An 18,182-nucleotide genomic window follows, 5' to 3' on the forward strand; every position below is an offset into this window, starting at 1 on the left:
CATGATTCAGCACCGGGGCAATATGGACTGGATGCTCAAGGACCTGGCGGAGAGCGTCCCGCAGACCCGTCATGTGGTGGTGCTGTCCGCGGACGGCCTGCGGATGGGCAGTTACAGCACGGACACCGACACCGCCGACCGGCTGGCCGCCGCCTGCGCGGGGCTGCAGAGCCTGGCGGGCGCGGTCTCCGCGGAACTCCCGCACAGCGATGGCCAGATGCGCATGGTCGTGATCGAGCTGGACGGCGGCTTCTTCTACCTCATGGCGGCCGGCGCCGGAGCCTATCTGGCCGTGCTGGCCGATGAAGGAGTGGACGCCGGGCTGATCGGGCAGCGAATGCGGGACCTGGTGGCCCGTATCGGCGAGCACCTCAGCAGCCCGCCGCGCCACGACGGACAGGCCGTATGAGCGAAGCGGACCAAGACCAGAAACAGGACCAGGAATGGGACTGGGATGACGGAAGCAGCCCCGAACGGCTGTATGTGATCACTGGTGGCCGCAGCGGTTCGTCCGTCAGCACCTCCCTCGATCTGGTCACGCTGATCGTGGCCAGATCGGGTCCGAGGCCCGGGATGCAGCCGGAGCACGCCTCCATTGTCCGGCTGTGTCACTCCCCGCTCTCCGTGGCGGAGATCTCCGCGTATATGAGCCTGCCGGTCAGCGTGGTCACCGTGCTCCTGGGCGACCTGCTGGCCGACGACCGGGTAGTGGCGCGTGCGCCGGTCCCCTCAGCCCAACTTCCCGACCCCGCACTGATTGAGGCAGTGATCCATGGACTTCAAAAGCTCTGAGACGGTCGTCGGGCCGCGGAGCGAGGACGTGCTGCCGGAGACGGCCACCGCCGCGGTCAAGGTGGTGATCGTGGGCGGATTCGGCGTCGGCAAGACGACCCTGGTCGGCTCGGTGAGTGAGATCCGGCCGCTGACCACCGAGGAAACGATGACCCAGGCCGGTGTCGGCGTGGACGACACCGTAGGGGTGGAGCGTAAGACGGCGACCACCGTGGCGATGGACTTCGGCCGGATCAGCCTCAATGACGAGCTGGTGCTCTATCTGTTCGGCACCCCCGGACAGCAGCGCTTCTGGTTCCTGTGGAACGGCCTCTTCGATGGCGCGCTGGGCGCGGTGGTGCTGGTCGACACCCGGCGCCTGGAGGTCAGCTTCGATGTGATCGGCCGGCTGGAGGAGCGCGGCGTGCCCTTTGTGGTCGCCATCAACACCTTCCCCGACGCCCCCAGCTATCCCGCGGAAGAGCTACGGGCCGCACTGGATCTGCCCGAGAGTGTGCCGATCATCAACTGCGACGCCCGCCAGCGCGCTTCCAGCCGTGACGTCCTGATGACGCTGATGCGCTATCTGCACTCCCTCGCCGTGACTCCGGAGGCTTCGTGACCACCCCTCCCACCAACCCCGCCACTCCGCCCCCGGGATGCCCGGCCCATGGACTCGGCCCCGAAGGGCCGCGCAGGCTGTACGGCCCCGAGGCCGAAGCCGACCCGCGCGGTCTGTACGAGCGGCTGCGCGCCGAGCACGGCACGGTGGCCCCCGTACTCGTCCACGGCGATCTGCCCGCCTGGCTGGTGCTCGGGCACCGGGAGAACCTGGACGTCGCCCGGACCCCCTCCCGGTTCTCCCGGGACTCCCGTCGCTGGCGCGATATGCGGGAGGGAAAGGTTTCCGCCGACCATCCGCTCACCCCGGTGGCCGCCTGGCAGCCGGTGTGCAACTTCGTCGACGGCGCGGAGCATGAGCGGCTGCGCCGGGCGGTGACCGAGTCCATGGCGCGGTTCGACCGCCGTGGGATCCGCCGCTATGTGACGCGCTTCGCGGGCCAGCTGATCGACCAGTTCGCCGGCGCCGGACACGCGGATCTGGTGAGCCAGTTCGCCGAGCCGCTGCCCATGCTCACCATGACGCAGCTCGTCGGTATGCCCGAGGAGTACGGCCCCCGGCTGGTCGAGGCCGCCCGCGACATGATCAAGGGCACCGAGACGGCGGTCGCCAGCAATGAGTACGTCACGTCCGCGCTACGGCAACTTCTGGAGCGCAAGAAGGCCGAGCCCGGGCAGGACTTCGCCTCCTGGCTGATCGAGCACCCCTCGCAGCTCACCGACGATGAGATCGTGGAGCATCTGCGGCTCGTACTGATCGCCGCCTTCGAGACCACCGCCAACCTGATCGCGAACACACTGCGGATGGTGCTGACCGACCGCCGCTTCCGCGCGAATCTCTCCGGTGGCCATATGACGCTGCCCGACGCCCTGGAGCAGGTGCTCTGGGACGCGCCGCCGCTCACCACGATCCTGGGCCGATGGGCCACCGGCGACACGGTGCTGGGCGGGCAGCGGATCAAGGCCGGTGACATGCTCCTGCTGGGGCTGGCGGCCGGGAACGTCGACCCGGAGATACGGCCCGATCTGACCGACCCCGTGCATGGCAACCGTTCGCATCTGGCCTTCAGCGGTGGTCCGCATGAGTGCCCGGGCCAGGACATCGGCCGGGCCATCGCGGACACCGGCATCGATACCTTGCTGACGCGGCTGCCGGCGCTTCAGCTTGCGGTGCCGGAGGCTGAGTTGCGGTGGGTGTCCTCCCTGATGTCGCACCATTTGGTGGCGTTGCCGGTGCGGTTTGCTGCGCGGGTGCCTGCGGGGGGCGGGGGGAAGGGTGCCGCGCTGGCCGCGCGGCGGCTGGCTGAGCCGCTTCCTGCGGCTGCGGCTGCGCCCGCGCCGCCTGCGGAGGAGCCGGAGCCGCGCAGGCCCTCCTGGTGGTCCCGGATCCTCCGGGCCCGCTGACCGTTCCAAACCAGTGCGCAGGAGTGAGTCTTGGACCCACGTCCCGGTACTGCGCGCATCCCGAACGGTTTTGGACGCTCTGGTCTCCCGCGTTCTCCGGTCAGTCCCCGTCCGGGCGCGTGCATCGTGTGCACGCTCCGTGACGGGGCGGCGGGTTCCCTCACGTCCCCCGGTCACCGCGATCGGCCTGGATGGTCCGATGCCCATGACGATCGCTCTGGTCGTCATGGGGCGGTGCCGTCCGTCGCCGGGTTGTGGGGCGACCAGCACTGGCGCAAGCCCCCAGCGCCCGCGTTTCACGTTGTAGTGGATGCGGTAGGCCACGGCCCGGTTCGCGTCGATCCGAGGACCCGCACCGTGCAAGTGAAGCGGGCTCAGCGTCCCCCGGACCGTGCACGGGCAGGCCGTGGTGGCCGTACGAACTGCAAGGTGAGCGTGGCGGGTGGCTCGGCCACCCCGGGGCCGCCCGCGTCGGCCCAGGCGAGGATCTCCTCGGTGCAGTCAGCCCCCATGGCCCAGCCGATCCACACCGCACGGCCACCGAGGCGGCGGCCCTCGGCGGAGGGCTGTACCACGATGATGTTCGCCTGGCCGCACGGCCCAAGGCAGTCGGTCGTACGGAACGCCAGCCGTCCGCCGGAGTTCTCGGCGGCCGTCCGTATCCGGTGGAGCTGCCCCTGGTGGTCGGCTCCCGGATGCTTACGGGCGTCGCCGCAGCAGCACCCCCGGCAGATGACAATCGTGCAGGGGCGGGCCGTTGAGGGTCGGATGATCGCAGCGCTCACACCCGGAGCGTACGGGCCGCGGACTGAGTACTACTTCAGCAGCCGTGACATACGGCGGTCCGCGAGCGGCTTCCCACCGGTCTGGCAGTGCGGGCAGTACTGCAACGATGAGTCGCTGAACGACACTTCACGCACCATGTCCCCGCACACCGGGCACGGCTGACCCGTACGGCCGTGCACCCGCATCCCGCTGCGCTTTTCCGCCTTCAGCTCACCGACCCCGACCTCCCGGGCATGCTCGACCGCCGTGCGCAGGGTGCCGCGGAGGGCCCCGTACAGCACCTCGACCTCATGCGCGGTGAGATCGTCGGCGAGCCGGTACGGCGACATCCGGGCCGCATGGAGGATCTCGTCCGAGTAGGCGTTGCCGATACCGGCGATCACGCTCTGATCCCGCAACACGCCCTTGACGCGGTGCCGTCTGCCCCGCAGCAGCCCGGCGAACACCTCCAGCGTGAAGGCGTCATCCAGCGGCTCCGGACCGAGCCGTGCGACACCCGGCACCTCGGCCGGATCGCGTACGCAGTAGACCGCCAACCGCTTCTGGGTGCCCGCCTCGGTGAGGTCGAAGCCGCCGCCTTCCGGCCCCGCCAGCCGCAGCCGCAGCGCCAGCGGCCCCCGGCCCGGCCGGGCCGGGGCGGGCGGCTCCTCCTGCCAGCGCAGCCAGCCCGCCCGGGCCAGATGGATGACCAGGGACAGCTCATCCGTCCGCAGACCGAGGAACTTGCCATGGCGGGTCACCGCCGTGAAGGCCTGCCCTTCCAGCGCGGTCACGGGCGGGTCATACGTCTTGAGCACGCTCACCGCCACCGGCAGGACGCTCGCCACCGACCGCCCGACCAGGCGCTCGGCCAGGAACCCGCGCAGCGCTTCGACCTCCGGCAGCTCCGGCATACGTTCAGTCTGCCGCAGAACCGCCCGCATAACCTCCTGGGCCTGCGTCCGGCCGGAGTGCCGCGCTCCGAGATCTGCCAGTAACGGAGAGCAACAGGGGCCTGCAACCAGAACTACGCCGTTCCGGCGGATGTGGATCTGTCCGCGTACCGCAGCGCTGTGATCTGGTGCAAGCGCTTCTCGGTCTCCTTCGGCGCGGCTGATCTGACCGCGTCAGCGTGAGGCCGTCTTACGCGCGGTACTTGGCGAACTGGTGCAGCGCCGCTTGGGCGTAGGCGACCCGCCGGTCCAGGCGGTGCTCGTGCCACGCGTAGTTGGACCGCATATAGCGGAAGTCCAGCGCGGTCCTGAGTGATCCCCTGGGCCGCCACACGACGCGGCGCGGGCAGCCCCAGACGATCAGATCAGCGGAGTCACCCAGCGTCACCAGGGTGATCAGCAGGGAGACCACGAAGAACACACACCACAGCGGCAGCAGCAGCGCGAAGCCCAGCCAGCCCAGCCAGGTCCCCTTGTACCCCAGCAGGGGTGGCTGCCCGTCAGCCAGATCGATCCTCCAGTAGGCTCGCCAGCTCTGATGGGAGCGTCCACGGCTGAAGCGGCACAGCACCTCATCGTTGTCGTCCAGAACGGTGAACCGCTGCGGCTCTCCCTTGGGCAGGGGCTCAGGGTGGACCGAGCACATCACCTGCTTCTCCGGATCCTCCAGCACCAGCACCGGGTGGTCTTCATGCCGCGCGGCCAGGGTCTCGGTGCGCTCCTCCACCTCGGCGACCGTGGTGGGCGCGCTGGGCGTGGGCGGACCGGAGGCGGCCGCGCTGTCCGGGCCTGGTGGGCTGCCGGGTTTGAGGAGACGTATGCGGGCCAGCGCCTCCTCGGCACGGTGCTCGCCATCGGGCAGGATCATAAAGCACTCGCCCTCGGGCCACAGCCCGGAGTGGGAGCCCGAAGTGCCGCTCACCTCGACGGTGAAATCTGACTGTGCCATCGCCCGCTCCCTGTCTGCCTGTTGGAGTCCAGCGGAGATTGTGCCAAGGCCGGACGGGGCGTGTAGAGGGCGCGTTGTCCCAGCGCGCCCACGGAAGGGTTGACTTAAACATTTGTTGAAGTTGGATGCTTTCCATGCGCCCGGAAGGGCGCAACTCACAGGAAAGAAGGGGAAGTTCCCATGTCCAGCGACACCATGCAGACCATCGCTCCCGGCACAGTCCAGCCCGCTCTTCACCGTTCCGGTCTCAACTGGTGGCAGGCGCTCGGCGCGGGAGCGATCGCCTCGGCTCTGGTCAATCTGCTGATCCTCGGCATCGGCCATCTCGCGAACGCCTCCTTTGTCATCCTTGATGGCAGCGAGGCTCATCAGGTGGATGCCGGAGGCGTCATCCTCTCCTCAGTCGTCCCGCTGATCGTCGGTGCTGGAGCCGCCATCCTGCTGGCCCTGTGGAAGACCGTCTTCCTGCGGACCGCCCAGTACCTGGGAGCCGCACTCGCCCTGCTCTCCGTCTGGGGGCCGCTGACGGTCGACGCCGATGGCGGCACCATCGCCGCCCTCTCCCTGATGCACATCACCCTTGGCATCGCCGTCGTCACCAGCCTGGAGGCCTACCGGCGCCACCGGCTGGGGCGCTGAGGCGCCTGTTAAGCAAGCGCACATCCGCGAGCTCCTGAGCGTCCACGTCCAGTCCAGCCTGTCCGGCCAAGAAAGAGGAAGGCGGACCGATTCCCGTCGGTCCGCCTTCCGCTCGTGGACAGGAGAGCCCGCCGTGACCGTCCCCTACGCCCCACCGTCCCCGCCAGCCCCAGCCGACCCCACCGGCGTGCCCGCCAGCTACACCGTCTCGCTCGCCCAGGACGAGAGCGAGGTACGCGCCGCTCAGCGCCTTCGGCACCAGGTCTTCGCCGGTGAGCTGGGAGCGCGGCTCGTCGGTCCGGAGCCCGGCCTGGACACCGACTCCTTCGACGCCTACTGCGACCATCTGCTCGTCAAGGAAGAGCACAGCGGCATGGTGGTCGGTACATACCGGCTGCTGCCGCCGGAGCGGGCCCGGATCGCCGGACGGCTCTACTCCGAGGGTGAGTTCGATCTGACGAGTCAGCGAGCCATCCGCGACGACCTGGTCGAGGCCGGCCGCTCCTGTGTGCACCCCGACCACCGCGACGGTGCCGTCATCGCCCTGATGTGGGGTGGCATAGCCCGCTATCTCACCCGTACCGGCCATAACTGGCTCGCTGGCTGCTGCTCCGTCCCGCTCGCCGATGGCGGCGCCCTCGCCGCCGGAGTGTGGGACCGGGTCGCGGCCCACCATCTGTCGCCCGAGGAGTACCGGGTCACCCCGCACACCCCGTGGCGCGCCAACTCCCTCGCCCCGCCCGGGCGCACCCCGCTGCCGCCGCTGCTGCGCGGCTATGTGCGGCTGGGCGCCTGGGTCTGCGGAGAGCCCGCCCATGACCCGGACTTCGGTGTCGCGGACCTCTACGTACTGCTCTCCCTTCGGAACACCAATCCCCGCTACCTGCGCCGTTTTCTCTCCATAGTTCCCTCCCTCCTCCCGGCCTGATATGACCACCATCAGTCCCTGGCTGCCCACCGCGCCGTGCACCACCAGCCGCTGTCTGCCGCCGGACGTGCCGATGGTGGGTCCGGGCCGACGGCTCATCCGGGCTGTGGCCGTGGTCAGCGTGCTGCTCGCCGGGATCGTGCTGTCCCCGCTCGCCCGGCGCTGCACCGCTCAGCGGCGCGACCGGCTGGTGCGGCTGTGGACCCGTACGGTGGTCACCGCCTTCGGCATCCGGATACGCGCTGTGGGCAGCTTGGCGCAGGGCCCCGTGCTGGTCGTGGCCAACCACATCTCCTGGCTGGACGTACCGCTGCTCGCCGCCGTCAAACCCGGCCGCATGCTGGCCAAGAGCGAGGTCGGTGAGTATCCACTGCTGGGTGCGCTCGCCCGGCGCGGCGGCACCCTCTTTATCGACCGGGAACGGCTGCGCGCCCTCCCGGCCACCGTCAACGCGATCGCCGCCGCCCTGCGCGGCGGTTCGACGGTGGTCGCCTTCCCCGAGGGCAGCACCTGGTGCGGCCGGCGGCAGGGCCGCTTCCGCCCCGCCGTCTTCCAGGCCGCGCTGGACGCCGGTACGGCCGTGCAGCCGGTGGTGATCCGCTACCGGCTGCCCGGCCAGGACCCGACGGCGGTCGCCGCCTTCGTCGGGGAGGACACCCTGCTCGCCTCACTGCGCCGGGTCACCGCGGCCCGTGGACTGGTCGCCGAGGTGGTCGCGCTGCCGCCGGTAGCCTGCGGCGCCCATGTGGACCGTAAGTTGCTGGCCCGAGCCGTACAGGACCTGGTGATGCCCGAGGCAAGGGGTAAGGATTACGCTCCTGGGCATGACGGCACTCCGTGAGGATGAAACGACCACCACCACTCCGCAGACAACTGGCCGCTGGAGGAAGCTGACCCCACGGCAGGCCCGGCTCGTACGTGGCATCACCGCCGCGGTCGTCATGGTCGTGGTGGCCGTCGCCATGGTGGTGCGGTTCGCCAGCGAGCCCTCGCTTCTCACCCTCGGCCTGTACGGGATCGCGCTGATTCTCTCCGGCACGGCCATCGTGCTGAGCCGCCGAGGCCGCACCCGGCTGGCGATGGCCGTCCTGGCCTGCGGCCTGGCCGTAGTAGTCCTGGCCGAACCCCTCCTACGAGCCAGCTCCTAGCCCCGAGGTGTTGTGGGCACTCGCAGCCCCGCGAGGGGCGTGGGCCCGCCCTGCTACGCAACCACCCACCCATCCCAGCCACGACGCTCCGGCCAACTCCGCAGCGGAGCTCGCGACGCTTGGTGGGCACAACCCCCGGCCACCGGCCCGCACTGGGCCACCCCCGGGGCCCCGGGGCGAAGCCCCGGTTCCGGGAAGGGGCGGGATACGGGGACACCACCCCCGGCACCCCGCCCCTGGGCGAAGCCCCGCCACGCGGCGGAGCCGCACACCGGCACAGCCGAGAAGGTGGGGGCACTCCCTGAGGGCACCTCCTGGGGGCACCTCCCAGACGAAGTCTGGGGGAGTTAGCTGGGGGAGGAGTCTGGGGGAGGGGCAAGGGGAAACGGCCCCCAGGGTGGCGGGGTGCGGTGCGCCGTCTCCGCTCCGCCGCTGCCATGCGGTGCAAAGCAGCCGCAGTAGGCTGCCACCATGACGAACGAGCTGCCCGAGATGCGAGCCTCGGACGCGGAGCGGGACCGGATCGCCGAGCTGCTGCGGGATGCCTTCTCCGAAGGGCGGCTCAGCACAGATGAGTTCGAGGAGCGGCTGGAGGCCACCTATCAGGCCCGTACCCGGGGCGAACTGGAGCCGCTGGTACGCGATCTGCCGCAGCCCAGCGCCGCCGCCACCCCGGCGGCAGCCACCGCCAAGGGGCGGTGGGCCGGGCGATTCGGCGGCAAGCCGACCTCGCGTGGTGGCGTCGCCATCATGGGCGGTTTCGTCCGCAAGGGCCCATGGACCGCGCCGCGCACGTTCAACTGCTTCGCCTTCTGGGGCGGCGGTGATATCGATCTGCGCGAAGCCCGCTTCGAGGACCGCGAGGTGGTGATCCGGGCCACCGCCATCATGGGCGGGGTCAACATCACCGTGCCGCACGATGCCGAGGTCATGGTCAGCGGACTCGGCATCATGGGCGGCTTCGATCACAGCGCGACCGGCGCCGGATCGCCCGGCGCACCCCGTATCGTGATCACCGGTTTCGCCTTCTGGGGCGGGGTGGGCGTCGAGCGCAAGCCTCCCGCGGGGGAGGAAAGAAAAGAGCTGGCCGGGGACGAGTAGGAGGACACATTGTCCCGTGAGCGCGCCGCGGACATGGCCGAGCTTCAGGCGACGGCCTGTGCGGAGCTTGGCTCACCGCTCTACGCCGCCCTGCTGCGTCGGGTGGCCGACGATATCCGGACGGGCGGCCCCTGCGCCGAGGCCGTGGCCGGGTACGAGGAGGCACCAGGGCCCGCCGCTATCGCCCTGCGGCTGCTCGGCGGGGTGCACGGGCTGGTGCTCACCGGACGGGCGCCCGAGCTGGCCGCGCACTACCCCAGCGCTGGCGGGGCCTTCGACCCGCGGCGGCCGGACGCGGCCTGGCCCGCCTTCCGGGCCGCTGTCGCGGCCGAACTGCCCTGGGTACGGGACTGGATGACCCGGCCGCCGCAGACCAATGAGGTCGGCCGGGCCAATCTGCTGATCGCTGGACTGCTGACCGCGGTGGAGACCTTCCAGCTGCCGGTGCGGCTCTTTGAGCTCGGCGCCAGCGCGGGGCTCAACCTCCGCGCTGAACAGTTCCATTACATCGCACAGGACTATCGCTGGGGGCCTGCCACCTCCCCGGTCGTACTGGACGCGGCCTGGCGTGGCACCCCGCCCGAATGGCTGACCCGGGCCGCCACTCGGCACCCGTCGATCACCGTCGTGGAGCGGCGCGGCTGCGACCTGAACCCGGTTGACCCACTGTCAGCGGACGGCGCGCTGGCGCTGCGGGCCTATGTCTGGCCCGACCAGACCGCACGCTTCGCCCGGCTGGAGGGCGCGCTGGGAGTGGCGGCCGAGATCCCGGCCGAGGTGGCCGCCATGGGAGCCGCCGACTTCCTCTCCGGGGTCGAGCCACGGGAGGGGACCCTGACGGTCGTATGGCACTCCGTCATGCGCCAGTACGTTCCCAAGGAGGAGTGGGCCCTGGTCCAGACACAGCTGGACGAGCTGGCCGCCGCCAGCACCCCGCAGGCGGGCTTCGCCCATATCGCCTTCGAACCAGGCCGGGTGGGCGAGCAGCACCGCTTCCGGCTGACCGTACGGCTGGGGGAGAGCGCTGAGGCCGACCTGGCCGAGGCGGCGCCGCACGGCCTGCCCGCCCAGGGCCCGCAGCCATGACCGCCCGCATACGCCACCGCACCCCGGCCACCGAGGCCGAGGCCATCGCCGTGCAGCGGGAGCTGCGTACCCAGGTACGGGTGGACTGCTCCGGCCCGGCGCCGGGTGCGCCCGGCACGGCGGTGGCCGGTGTCGATGTCGCCTACGACGATGAGCGCGACGAAGTCGCGGCCGCCGCCGTGGTGCTGGACGCCCGGACCCTCGCCGTCATCGACGAGGCCACGGCGGTCGGCCCGGTGCCCTTCCCCTATGTACCCGGGCTGCTCGCCTTCCGGGAACTGCCCGCCGTGCTGGCGGCGCTGGAGAAGCTGAGCCGTACCCCCGATCTGGTGGTGTGCGATGGGTACGGCCTCGCACATCCGCGACGCTTTGGCCTGGCCAGCCATCTCGGAGTCCTCACCGGGCTGTCGGCGATCGGGGTTGCCAAGAACCCCTTCGGCTTCCACCATGGCCCCCTCGGGGAGGAACGGGGCGCGAGCGCGCCGCTTCTCGACCCGGAGTCGGGGGAGGAGGTCGGCGCCGCGCTGCGTACCCAGGCCCGAGTGAAGCCGGTCTATGTCTCCGTCGGTCACCGGATGACCCTGGCGGGCGCCTGCGCTCATACCCTGCACCTCGCCCGCGACTACCGGCAGCCGGAGACCACCCGGCGCGCCGACCGGCTGTGCCGTCAGACGCTCGCGCGCTGATGAGCCACCCGGAAGACCAATCCCGCCCGGCGCAGCCGGGCGATCAGCGCATCGCCCATCGCGACGGCCGTGGTCACCTGGCCGGCGCTGTCCGGGAGCTCGTCGAAGGCCAGGCACAGCGCCGACTCGGCCAGCATCTTGGCTGTCTCGTCATACCCTGGATCGCCGCCCGACACCTCGGTGTACACCTTCTCCCCGCCGCCTTCGCCGACGAAGCGCACCGAGAACCAGCTCTTCGCCCGCCGCGCCTGGCTCGGCCCCTCACCCGGCGCCAGCCGGGAGGACAGCCAGCGCCGCGCCGGGCCGAGCTGCGCCAGCGCGAAGAGGGCGCCCACCCCGGCTACTCCGCCCACGGCGACCGGCAGATGCCTGACAGCGGCGGCGTGCCGATAGCGGAAGTCCGGCCCGTAACGCTCCAGCGCGGCGGCGGAGCGCCCCACAATCTGCGGGTCGATGGTGGGCAGCGGCACCGCCCACGCCCCGGCCTCGCGGCTGTGCCGCATCCCGCCCAGCGGGGTGGAGATGCGGCGGCCCGGTGGCCGGGGTTCAGCCCGCCGCCGGGCCTTGGCCGTACGCACCATCTGCGGACCACGGGAGAAGGCGTCCAGCGCGGAGGCGAGGGTCCCGCCGGAGAAGGTACCGCCCGCCCGTACATAGCCGTCGACCCGCAGCGGTACTCCTTCCGGCAGCAGCCCGACGGTGAAGAGCACCCCGAGATCGTGCGGGACCGAGTCAAAGCCACAGGCGTGCACCAGCCGGGCGCCGTTCTCCTGGGCCCGCTGATGGTGCTTCAGATACATCGCGTCGACGAACTCAGGTTCGCCGGTCAGATCGGCGTAGTCCGTACCCTCCGCCGCGCAGGCGGCCACCAGTGGTTCGCCGTAGCGGATATAGGGTCCGACGGTGCTGGCCACCACCCGGGCGTCGGCGGCCACCCGGCGCAGTGATCCGGGGTCGCTGGCGTTGGCGTGCAGCAAGGGGAGCTCGGCGCAGTCGGGGCGGATCTTCCCCAGCCGCTCACGCAGCCGCTCCAGCTTCTCCGCGTTGCGCCCGGCGAGCGCCCAGCGGCAGCCGTCGGGGGCGTGCGCGGCCAGATACTCGGCGGTCAGACCGCCAGTGAAGCCGGAGGCGCCGAAGAGTACGAGATCGTGGGTCCGGGACACACCTGCTCCTCGATAGGGGCCGTTGGCAGACGGTGGGCGACCGTCAGAGGCCGAGCCTAGGCTGATCCGTATGGCCAAGAAACAGGACGATCCACTAACGGTGCGGGAAAAGGTGCGGGAGTTCGCGCTGGGGCTGCCGGGGGCGGGGGAGGAGTTCCCCTGGGGCGAGAGTGTCGTCAAGGTCAATAAGAAGGTCTTCGTCTTTCTCGGCGTGGACGACGGCAGCTATCCGGCGGGTATCACGGTCAAGCTGAAGACCCCGGAGGTCCATGGGCACGCGATGACCTCCCCGGGCGCCCAGCCCGCGGGATACGGACTGGGCAAGGCGGGCTGGGTGTCCATTCCCCTGGAGGAGGAGGGCGCCCCGGCGGTTGATCTGCTCTGCGACTGGGTGGAGGAGAGCTACCGGGCGATAGCCCCCAAGAAACACATCGCCGAACTGGACGCGAGCTGACCCCGCAGGAGAGCTGTCCCCCAACCCGGCCCCGTGTTGTGGGCACTCTCCCCCAGACTTCGTCTGGGAGGTGCCCCCAGCCCCGCGAGGGGCTGTGGGCCCGCCCTGCTACGCAACCACCCACCCACCCCAGCCACGACGCTCCGGCCCACCCCGCAACGGGGCTCGCGACGCTTGGCGGGCACAACACCGGCCACCGGCCCGCACCGGCCGCCCCGGGGGGCCGGGGCGAAGCCCCGGTTACGGGGGCCCGAAGTGCGTCCAGGTTGGCTGCGGGGGGACTCCCCTGTCCCACTCCTTCCCGAAACCGGGGGCTACGCCCCCCAGACCCCACTCCGTTGTGGGCACTCTCCCCCAGCTAACGCTGGGGGTGCCCCCAGGAGGCGCCCCCAGCCCCGCGAGGGGCGTGGGCCCGCCCTGCTACGCAACCACCCACCCACCCCAGCCACGACGCTCCGGCCCGCCCCGCAGCGGGGCTCGCGACGCTTGGTGGGCACAACACCGGCCCACCGACCCGCACCGGCAAACCCGGGCCCCGGGGCGAAGCCCCGGTTACGGGAAGGGGCGGGTATAGGGGAACTCCACCCACAGCACCCCGCACGGGCGAAGGCGCGCCGCGCGGGCGGAGCCGCATATCGATACAGCCGGGAAAGGGTGGGATACGGGGAAGCCCACCCACGGCACCCCGCACCGGGGCGCAAGTCCCGCCGGGCGGGGGAGCCGCATACCGGCACGCCCGGGACGGGGCGGGAGGCCGGGGGCAGCCCTCCCGCGGCAGACCCAGCCGTACCGCCAGGTAATCCGCAAGGCGCTAGGTCTTGTGGAAAGTGGAACACGTTCTTAGCATCGCTGGTGTTACATCACTTGTGTCACACGGCTGGGGGCTTGATGACAGCAGCGACAGCGCAGGGGCACGGCCCCCTGGCCGGGGTGCGCGTAGTGGAGCTGGCCGGGATCGGGCCCGGCCCTTTCGCCGGGATGCTGCTGGCCGATCTCGGCGCCGATGTCGTACGGGTCGACCGGCCCCGCGGCGCCGGTCTGGCGGTCAATCCGGCGTATGACGTCACCAACCGCAACAAGCGCTCGGTCCTCGTCGACCTCAAGGCCGGGGACGGCCCCGCCACCGTGCTCGACCTCGTCGAGCGCGCCGATGTGCTCATCGAGGGATACCGCCCCGGAGTCGCCGAGCGGCTCGGTGTCGGACCCGCGGAGTGCCTCGCCCGGAACCCCCGGCTCGTCTACGGCCGGATGACCGGCTGGGGCCAGCAGGGCCCGCTGGCCCGGCAGGCCGGACATGACATCGGCTATATCGCCCTCACCGGGGCCCTCGGCATGATCGGACCGGCCGAGGGTCCGCCCGTCGTCCCCGCCAATCTGCTGGGGGACTACGCGGGGGGCTCGCTCTATCTGGTGATCGGCGTGCTGGCCGCGCTGCACCACGCCCGCGCCCGGGGCGAGGGGCAGGTCGTCGATGCCGCGATCGTGGATGGGGCCAGCCATCTCACCGCGATGATCCACGGAATGATCGCGGCGGGCGGCTGGCAGGACCGGCGCGCCGCCAATCTGCTGGACGGCGGCTGCCCCTACTACGGCACCTATGAGACCGCCGACGGCGGCTTTATGGCGGTCGGGGCGCTGGAGCCGCAGTTCTACGCGGAGTTCATCCGGCTCCTCGGTATCGGGGAAACGGCGCCCAGCCGCGATGACCTCGCCCACTGGGATGAGCTGCGGCAGGACATCGCCGCCCGCTTCAAGACCCGCACCCGGGAGGAGTGGACCGAGGTCTTCGAAGGCTCGGACGCCTGCGTCGCCCCGGTGCTGTCGCTGAGCGAGGCCCCGGCGCACCCCCACCTGGCGGCCCGCGACACCTTCGTCGAGCACTCCGGCATCACCCAGCCCGCCCCCGCACCGCGCTTCTCCGCCACCCCCGGCTCCGTACGCACCGCTCCCGCCCAACCCGGCGCGGACACCGCCGAGGTGGCCCAGGACTGGGATGTGCCCGCCCTCACCAAGGACGCCACCTGATGGAACTCGCCACCTCCCTGCAGTACGCCGATGACCCCCGCCAGGCCGCTGACCAGGTCGCCGCCCTGGAGTCCGCCGGTCTTGACGCCGTCTGGGTCGCTGAGGCATACGGCTTTGACTCGCCCACGATCATGGGCTATCTCGCCGCCCGCACCGCGCGGATGAAGATCGGTGCGGCCATTCTCAATGTGTACTCCCGGACACCCGCGCTGATCGCCCAGACCGGGGCCGGACTTGACGCCGTCTCCGGCGGCAGGGCGCTGCTCGGCCTGGGCGCCTCCGGGCCACAGGTCGTTGAGGGCTGGCACGGCAAGCCCTATGACAAGCCGCTCGGCCGCACCCGGGAGACGGTCGAGCTGTGCCGCCGTATCTGGCGCCGTGAGGTCATCGACCACCACGGCATCACCGATATGCCGCTGCCCGAGGAGAAGGGTGGTCGGCTCGGCAAGCCGCTGAAGATCCTCACCAAGCCGGTGCGCGAGGAGATTCCGCTGTACATCGCCGCGTTGGGACCGGCCAATGTGCGGATGACCGCCGAGATCGCCGACGGCTGGCTGCCGCATCTCTTCCTGCCGGAGAAGGCCAAAGAGGTCTGGGGCAAGCCGCTGGCAGAGGGCGCCGCGCGGCGCGACCCGCGGCGCGGACCGCTGCGCACCGTCGCCGGGTCGGTCATCGCGATGGTCGACGACCCAGATGACGCAGTGCGGGTGCGGGATCTGCTGCGTCCGCTGATCGCGCTCTATGTAGGCGGAATGGGCGCCCCGGGGAAGAACTTCTACAACGATCTGGCCTGCGCCTATGGCTATGAGGCCGAGGCCAAACGGATTCAGGAGCTCTATCTCGCGGGCAAGAAGAAGGAAGCCGAGGCCGCGGTCCCGGCTGAGTTCTGCGAACTGATCTCCCTGTGCGGGCCTGAGGGATACGTACGCGACCGTATCGAGGCCTTCCGGGAAGCGGGTGTCACCCAGCTCAATGTCGTGCCGGTCGGCCCGGACCCCGCGAAGCTCATTGAAACCGTCAAGGGCTGGCTCTGAGGAGGGCGCACCACACCATGAGCAGTATGCAGCGCGAGATCTTCACCGAGGACCATGACGCCTTCCGGGAGACGGTCAGGACCTTTCTGGCCAAGGAGGTCACCCCGCACCATGAGCAGTGGGAGCGGGACGGCGTCGTCAGCCGGGACGCCTGGCTGGCCGCCGGACGGCAGGGGCTTCTCGGGCTCGCCGTCCCCGAGGAGTACGGCGGCGGCGGAAACGATGACTTCCGCTACAGCGCCGTGCTGATGGAGGAGTTCACCAAGGCCGGAGCCTCCGGCATGGCCGTCGGCCTCCACAACGACATCATCGGGCCCTATCTTCTCTCCCTCACCACCGAGGAGCAGAAGCGGCGCTGGCTGCCCGGCTTCTGCACCGGCGAGCTCATTACGGCCATCGCCATGACCGAGCCGGGCGCGGGCTCCGATCTCCAGGGCATCCGCACCACCGCGGAGGACCGGGGCGATCACTGGCTGCTCAATGGCTCCAAGACGTTCATCTCCAATGGCATTCTGGCCGATCTGGTGATCGTCGTTGTCAGGACCACACCGGAGGGCGGGGCCAAGGGGCTCAGCCTGCTGGTCGTCGAGCGTGGCATGGCGGGCTTTGAGCGCGGCCGCAACCTCGACAAGATCGGCCAGAAGGCCCAGGACACCGCGGAGTTGTTCTTCAACGATGTACGTGTCCCCAAGGAGAACCTGCTCGGTGAGCTCAATGGCGCCTTCATCCATCTGATGACCAATCTCGCCCAGGAGCGGATGGGCATCGCGGTGGCCGGAATCACCGCCGCCGAGCAGGTGCTCGCCCTGACCATGGAGTATGTCAAGGAGCGGGAGGCCTTTGGACGGCCACTGGCCAAGCTTCAGCACATCCGCTTCGAGATCGCTGAGATGGCCACCGAGTGTGCCGTCACCCGCACCTTCCTCGACCGCTGTATCGCTGATCACGCGGCGGGCAAGCTCGACGCCGTACACGCCTCGATGGCCAAGTGGTGGGCCACCGAGCTGCAGAAACGCGTGGCCGACCGCTGCCTCCAACTGCACGGCGGCTACGGCTATATGACCGAATACCGGGTTGCGAAGGCCTTTGTGGACGGCCGGATCCAGACCATCTACGGCGGCACGACCGAGATCATGAAGGAGATCATCGGTCGTTCGCTGCTCGCTTGAGAAAGGGTTACTACCTACCGTGAGCACCGACGCGTTCGTATACGACGCCATCCGCACCCCGCGAGGGCGCGGCAAGGCCAGTGGTGCGCTGCACGGCACCAAGCCCATCGATCTGGTGGTAGGGCTCATCGACGAGATCCGCCGCCGCTTCCCCGATCTCGACCCGGCCGCCATCGACGATGTGGTGCTGGGCGTCGTCAGCCCGCACAGCGATCAGGGCTCCGACATCGCCAAGATCGCGGCCATCGCGGCCGGACTTCCCGACACGGTCGCGGGCCTTCAGGAGAACCGCTTCTGTGCCTCCGGCCTGGAGGCGGTCAATCTGGCCGCTGCCAAGGTCCGTTCGGGCTGGGAGGATCTGATCCTGGCAGGCGGTGTGGAGTCGATGTCCCGCGTTCCGCTGGGCAGTGACGGCGGCGCCTGGGCGATGGACCCGATGACCAGCTTTGACACCGGCTTCGTCCCACAGGGCATCGGCGCCGACCTGATCGCCACCATGGAGGGCTTCAGCCGCCGGGATGTGGACGAGTTCGCCGCCCTCTCCCAGGAGCGGGCGGCCAAGGCGTGGAAGGACGGCCGGTTCGACCGCTCCGTCGTCCCGGTCCGCGACCGCAATGGGCTGACCGTGCTCGACCATGATGAACATCTGCGGCCCGGCACAACGGCTGATTCGCTCGCCGGTCTCAAGCCCTCCTTCGCCGTGATCGGCGATATGGGCGGCTTCGACGCGGTGGCGCTGCAGAAGTACCACTGGGTGGAGAAGATCGATCACGTTCACCACGCGGGCAACTCCTCCGGCATTGTCGATGGCGCGGCGCTGGTGGCCATCGGCAGCGGTGAGATCGGCCAGCGCTATGGTCTGGAGCCGCGCGCCCGGATTCTGTCCGCCGCGGTGTCCGGCGCCGACCCGACCATCATGCTGACCGGTCCGGCGCCTGCCTCCCGTAAGGCGCTGGCCAAGGCGGGCCTGACGATTGATGACATCGATCTGGTGGAGATCAATGAGGCCTTCGCGGCTGTGGTGCTGCGCTATGTCAAGGACATGGGGCTGGACTTGGAGAAGGTCAACGTCAATGGCGGCGCGATCGCCATGGGGCACCCGCTGGGTGCCACCGGCGCGATGATTCTGGGCACGCTCATTGATGAGCTGGCGCGGCGTGATCAGCGGTATGGGTTGGCGACGCTGTGTGTGGGCGGCGGTATGGGGATCGCCACCGTCATCGAACGCCTCTAGGGGTGGCCCCCAATCCCGCGCTCCCAGCTACCTCCCCCAGCTACCTCTGGGA

20 protein-coding genes and 1 pseudogene are annotated in these 18,182 nt (G+C 70.3%); 17 read left to right on the plus strand and 4 right to left on the minus strand.

Annotated elements, in window-relative coordinates; all coding sequences use genetic code 11:
• Position 1 precedes the first annotated feature (1 nt).
• The 4 genes from test1122_RS23740 to test1122_RS23755 are packed head-to-tail and all read left to right on the plus strand — an operon-like array spanning position 2 to position 2,796.
• Positions 2-409 (plus strand): roadblock/LC7 domain-containing protein, encoded by a 408-nt coding sequence (locus tag test1122_RS23740; RefSeq protein WP_232271206.1) that lies wholly within the window; start codon positions 2-4, stop codon positions 407-409.
• The gene (locus test1122_RS23745; RefSeq protein ID WP_232271207.1) at positions 406-792 is read left to right on the plus strand and encodes a DUF742 domain-containing protein; all 387 of its coding nucleotides are present in this window, start codon (positions 406-408) and stop codon (positions 790-792) included. Before test1122_RS23740 ends, test1122_RS23745 begins: the two co-directional genes overlap by 4 nt.
• Positions 773-1,393 (plus strand): GTP-binding protein, encoded by a 621-nt coding sequence (locus tag test1122_RS23750; protein ID WP_232271208.1) that lies wholly within the window; start codon positions 773-775, stop codon positions 1,391-1,393. The genes test1122_RS23745 and test1122_RS23750 overlap by 20 nt, the downstream gene beginning before the upstream one ends.
• On the plus strand, positions 1,390-2,796 hold the full coding sequence (locus tag test1122_RS23755) for a cytochrome P450 (RefSeq protein WP_232271209.1): 1,407 nt from the start codon (positions 1,390-1,392) through the stop codon (positions 2,794-2,796). The genes test1122_RS23750 and test1122_RS23755 overlap by 4 nt, the downstream gene beginning before the upstream one ends.
• Before the next feature lie 374 nt (positions 2,797-3,170).
• On the opposite strand, the gene test1122_RS23760 is transcribed toward test1122_RS23755, so the two are convergent.
• Both test1122_RS23760 and test1122_RS23765 read right to left on the minus strand, forming a co-directional pair.
• Positions 3,171-3,581 (minus strand): (2Fe-2S) ferredoxin domain-containing protein, encoded by a 411-nt coding sequence (locus test1122_RS23760; protein WP_232271210.1) that lies wholly within the window; start codon positions 3,579-3,581, stop codon positions 3,171-3,173.
• A gap of 30 nt (positions 3,582-3,611) precedes the next feature.
• A complete protein-coding gene (locus test1122_RS23765; protein ID WP_232271211.1) occupies positions 3,612-4,475 on the minus strand; it encodes an Fpg/Nei family DNA glycosylase in 864 nt (287 codons plus the stop codon).
• A gap of 117 nt (positions 4,476-4,592) precedes the next feature.
• Between test1122_RS23765 and test1122_RS23770 the strand changes: the two are divergent.
• Positions 4,593-4,697, plus strand: a pseudogene (locus test1122_RS23770) (DM13 domain-containing protein); the annotation flags it as partial.
• 7 nt (positions 4,698-4,704) lie between these two features.
• Here the strand turns inward: test1122_RS23770 and test1122_RS23775 are convergent.
• A complete protein-coding gene (locus test1122_RS23775; protein ID WP_232271212.1) occupies positions 4,705-5,463 on the minus strand; it encodes a hypothetical protein in 759 nt (252 codons plus the stop codon).
• A 180-nt stretch (positions 5,464-5,643) separates the two neighbouring features.
• Here test1122_RS23775 and test1122_RS23780 point away from each other — a divergent pair, with 180 nt between their 5' ends.
• The 7 genes from test1122_RS23780 to test1122_RS23810 all read left to right on the plus strand — a co-directional run bounded on the left by test1122_RS23780 (position 5,644) and on the right by test1122_RS23810 (position 11,051).
• Positions 5,644-6,102, plus strand: coding sequence for a DUF6069 family protein (locus test1122_RS23780; RefSeq protein ID WP_232271213.1), 459 nt, complete (start codon positions 5,644-5,646; stop codon positions 6,100-6,102).
• 133 nt (positions 6,103-6,235) lie between these two features.
• The gene (locus test1122_RS23785; RefSeq protein WP_422397048.1) at positions 6,236-7,030 is read left to right on the plus strand and encodes a GNAT family N-acetyltransferase; all 795 of its coding nucleotides are present in this window, start codon (positions 6,236-6,238) and stop codon (positions 7,028-7,030) included.
• A 1-nt stretch (position 7,031) separates the two neighbouring features.
• Positions 7,032-7,871: a lysophospholipid acyltransferase family protein gene (locus tag test1122_RS23790; RefSeq protein WP_232271214.1), complete on the plus strand. Its 840-nt coding sequence runs from the start codon at positions 7,032-7,034 to the stop codon at positions 7,869-7,871.
• Positions 7,855-8,178, plus strand: coding sequence for a hypothetical protein (locus tag test1122_RS23795; RefSeq protein ID WP_232271215.1), 324 nt, complete (start codon positions 7,855-7,857; stop codon positions 8,176-8,178). Before test1122_RS23790 ends, test1122_RS23795 begins: the two co-directional genes overlap by 17 nt.
• Before the next feature lie 471 nt (positions 8,179-8,649).
• On the plus strand, positions 8,650-9,279 hold the full coding sequence (locus test1122_RS23800) for a DUF1707 SHOCT-like domain-containing protein (protein WP_338423565.1): 630 nt from the start codon (positions 8,650-8,652) through the stop codon (positions 9,277-9,279).
• Between the two features lie 9 nt (positions 9,280-9,288).
• The gene (locus test1122_RS23805) at positions 9,289-10,365 is read left to right on the plus strand and encodes a DUF2332 domain-containing protein (protein WP_232271216.1); all 1,077 of its coding nucleotides are present in this window, start codon (positions 9,289-9,291) and stop codon (positions 10,363-10,365) included.
• Positions 10,362-11,051: an endonuclease V gene (locus test1122_RS23810; protein ID WP_232271217.1), complete on the plus strand. Its 690-nt coding sequence runs from the start codon at positions 10,362-10,364 to the stop codon at positions 11,049-11,051. Before test1122_RS23805 ends, test1122_RS23810 begins: the two co-directional genes overlap by 4 nt.
• On the opposite strand, the gene test1122_RS23815 is transcribed toward test1122_RS23810, so the two are convergent.
• Complete coding sequence (locus test1122_RS23815) at positions 11,033-12,214, minus strand: saccharopine dehydrogenase family protein (RefSeq protein WP_232271218.1); 1,182 nt, start codon at positions 12,212-12,214, stop codon at positions 11,033-11,035. The genes test1122_RS23810 and test1122_RS23815 overlap by 19 nt on opposite strands.
• Before the next feature lie 70 nt (positions 12,215-12,284).
• Between test1122_RS23815 and test1122_RS23820 the strand changes: the two genes are divergently transcribed.
• The 5 genes from test1122_RS23820 (at position 12,285) to test1122_RS23840 (ending at position 18,130) form a co-directional block, all read left to right on the plus strand.
• Positions 12,285-12,668 carry an MmcQ/YjbR family DNA-binding protein gene (locus tag test1122_RS23820; protein ID WP_232271219.1) on the plus strand — a complete coding sequence of 128 codons (384 nt, stop codon included), beginning with the start codon at positions 12,285-12,287 and terminating at the stop codon, positions 12,666-12,668.
• A gap of 888 nt (positions 12,669-13,556) precedes the next feature.
• Entirely contained in the window at positions 13,557-14,693 is a 1,137-nt protein-coding gene (locus test1122_RS23825) for a CaiB/BaiF CoA transferase family protein (RefSeq protein WP_232271220.1), read from the plus strand.
• The gene (locus tag test1122_RS23830) at positions 14,693-15,727 is read left to right on the plus strand and encodes an LLM class F420-dependent oxidoreductase (protein WP_232271221.1); all 1,035 of its coding nucleotides are present in this window, start codon (positions 14,693-14,695) and stop codon (positions 15,725-15,727) included. The genes test1122_RS23825 and test1122_RS23830 overlap by 1 nt, the downstream gene beginning before the upstream one ends.
• A 26-nt stretch (positions 15,728-15,753) precedes the next feature.
• Positions 15,754-16,896 carry an acyl-CoA dehydrogenase family protein gene (locus test1122_RS23835; RefSeq protein ID WP_232272049.1) on the plus strand — a complete coding sequence of 381 codons (1,143 nt, stop codon included), beginning with the start codon at positions 15,754-15,756 and terminating at the stop codon, positions 16,894-16,896.
• 19 nt (positions 16,897-16,915) lie between these two features.
• Positions 16,916-18,130, plus strand: coding sequence for an acetyl-CoA C-acetyltransferase (locus test1122_RS23840; protein ID WP_232271222.1), 1,215 nt, complete (start codon positions 16,916-16,918; stop codon positions 18,128-18,130).
• Positions 18,131-18,182: the final 52 nt, after the last annotated feature.

This window comes from Streptomyces gobiensis (assembly GCF_021216675.1).
GTDB classification, from domain to species: domain Bacteria; phylum Actinomycetota; class Actinomycetes; order Streptomycetales; family Streptomycetaceae; genus Streptomyces; species Streptomyces gobiensis.

Bases quoted from the DNA above. Each gene is read 5' to 3' on its own strand.
- test1122_RS23800 (WP_338423565.1), top strand. From the start codon at position 8,650: ATGACGAACGAGCTGCCCGAGATGCGAGCCTCGGACGCGGAGCGGGAC.
- test1122_RS23745 (WP_232271207.1), top strand. From the start codon at position 406: ATGAGCGAAGCGGACCAAGACCAGAAACAGGACCAGGAATGGGACTGG.
- test1122_RS23830 (WP_232271221.1), top strand. From the start codon at position 14,693: ATGGAACTCGCCACCTCCCTGCAGTACGCCGATGACCCCCGCCAGGCC.
- test1122_RS23825 (WP_232271220.1), top strand. From the start codon at position 13,557: ATGACAGCAGCGACAGCGCAGGGGCACGGCCCCCTGGCCGGGGTGCGC.
- test1122_RS23775 (WP_232271212.1), bottom strand. From the start codon at position 5,463: ATGGCACAGTCAGATTTCACCGTCGAGGTGAGCGGCACTTCGGGCTCC.
- test1122_RS23790 (WP_232271214.1), top strand. From the start codon at position 7,032: ATGACCACCATCAGTCCCTGGCTGCCCACCGCGCCGTGCACCACCAGC.
- test1122_RS23740 (WP_232271206.1), top strand. From the start codon at position 2: ATGATTCAGCACCGGGGCAATATGGACTGGATGCTCAAGGACCTGGCG.
- test1122_RS23795 (WP_232271215.1), top strand. From the start codon at position 7,855: ATGACGGCACTCCGTGAGGATGAAACGACCACCACCACTCCGCAGACA.
- test1122_RS23750 (WP_232271208.1), top strand. From the start codon at position 773: ATGGACTTCAAAAGCTCTGAGACGGTCGTCGGGCCGCGGAGCGAGGAC.
- test1122_RS23820 (WP_232271219.1), top strand. From the start codon at position 12,285: ATGGCCAAGAAACAGGACGATCCACTAACGGTGCGGGAAAAGGTGCGG.
- test1122_RS23765 (WP_232271211.1), bottom strand. From the start codon at position 4,475: ATGCCGGAGCTGCCGGAGGTCGAAGCGCTGCGCGGGTTCCTGGCCGAG.
- test1122_RS23835 (WP_232272049.1), top strand. From the start codon at position 15,754: ATGCAGCGCGAGATCTTCACCGAGGACCATGACGCCTTCCGGGAGACG.
- test1122_RS23780 (WP_232271213.1), top strand. From the start codon at position 5,644: ATGTCCAGCGACACCATGCAGACCATCGCTCCCGGCACAGTCCAGCCC.
- test1122_RS23810 (WP_232271217.1), top strand. From the start codon at position 10,362: ATGACCGCCCGCATACGCCACCGCACCCCGGCCACCGAGGCCGAGGCC.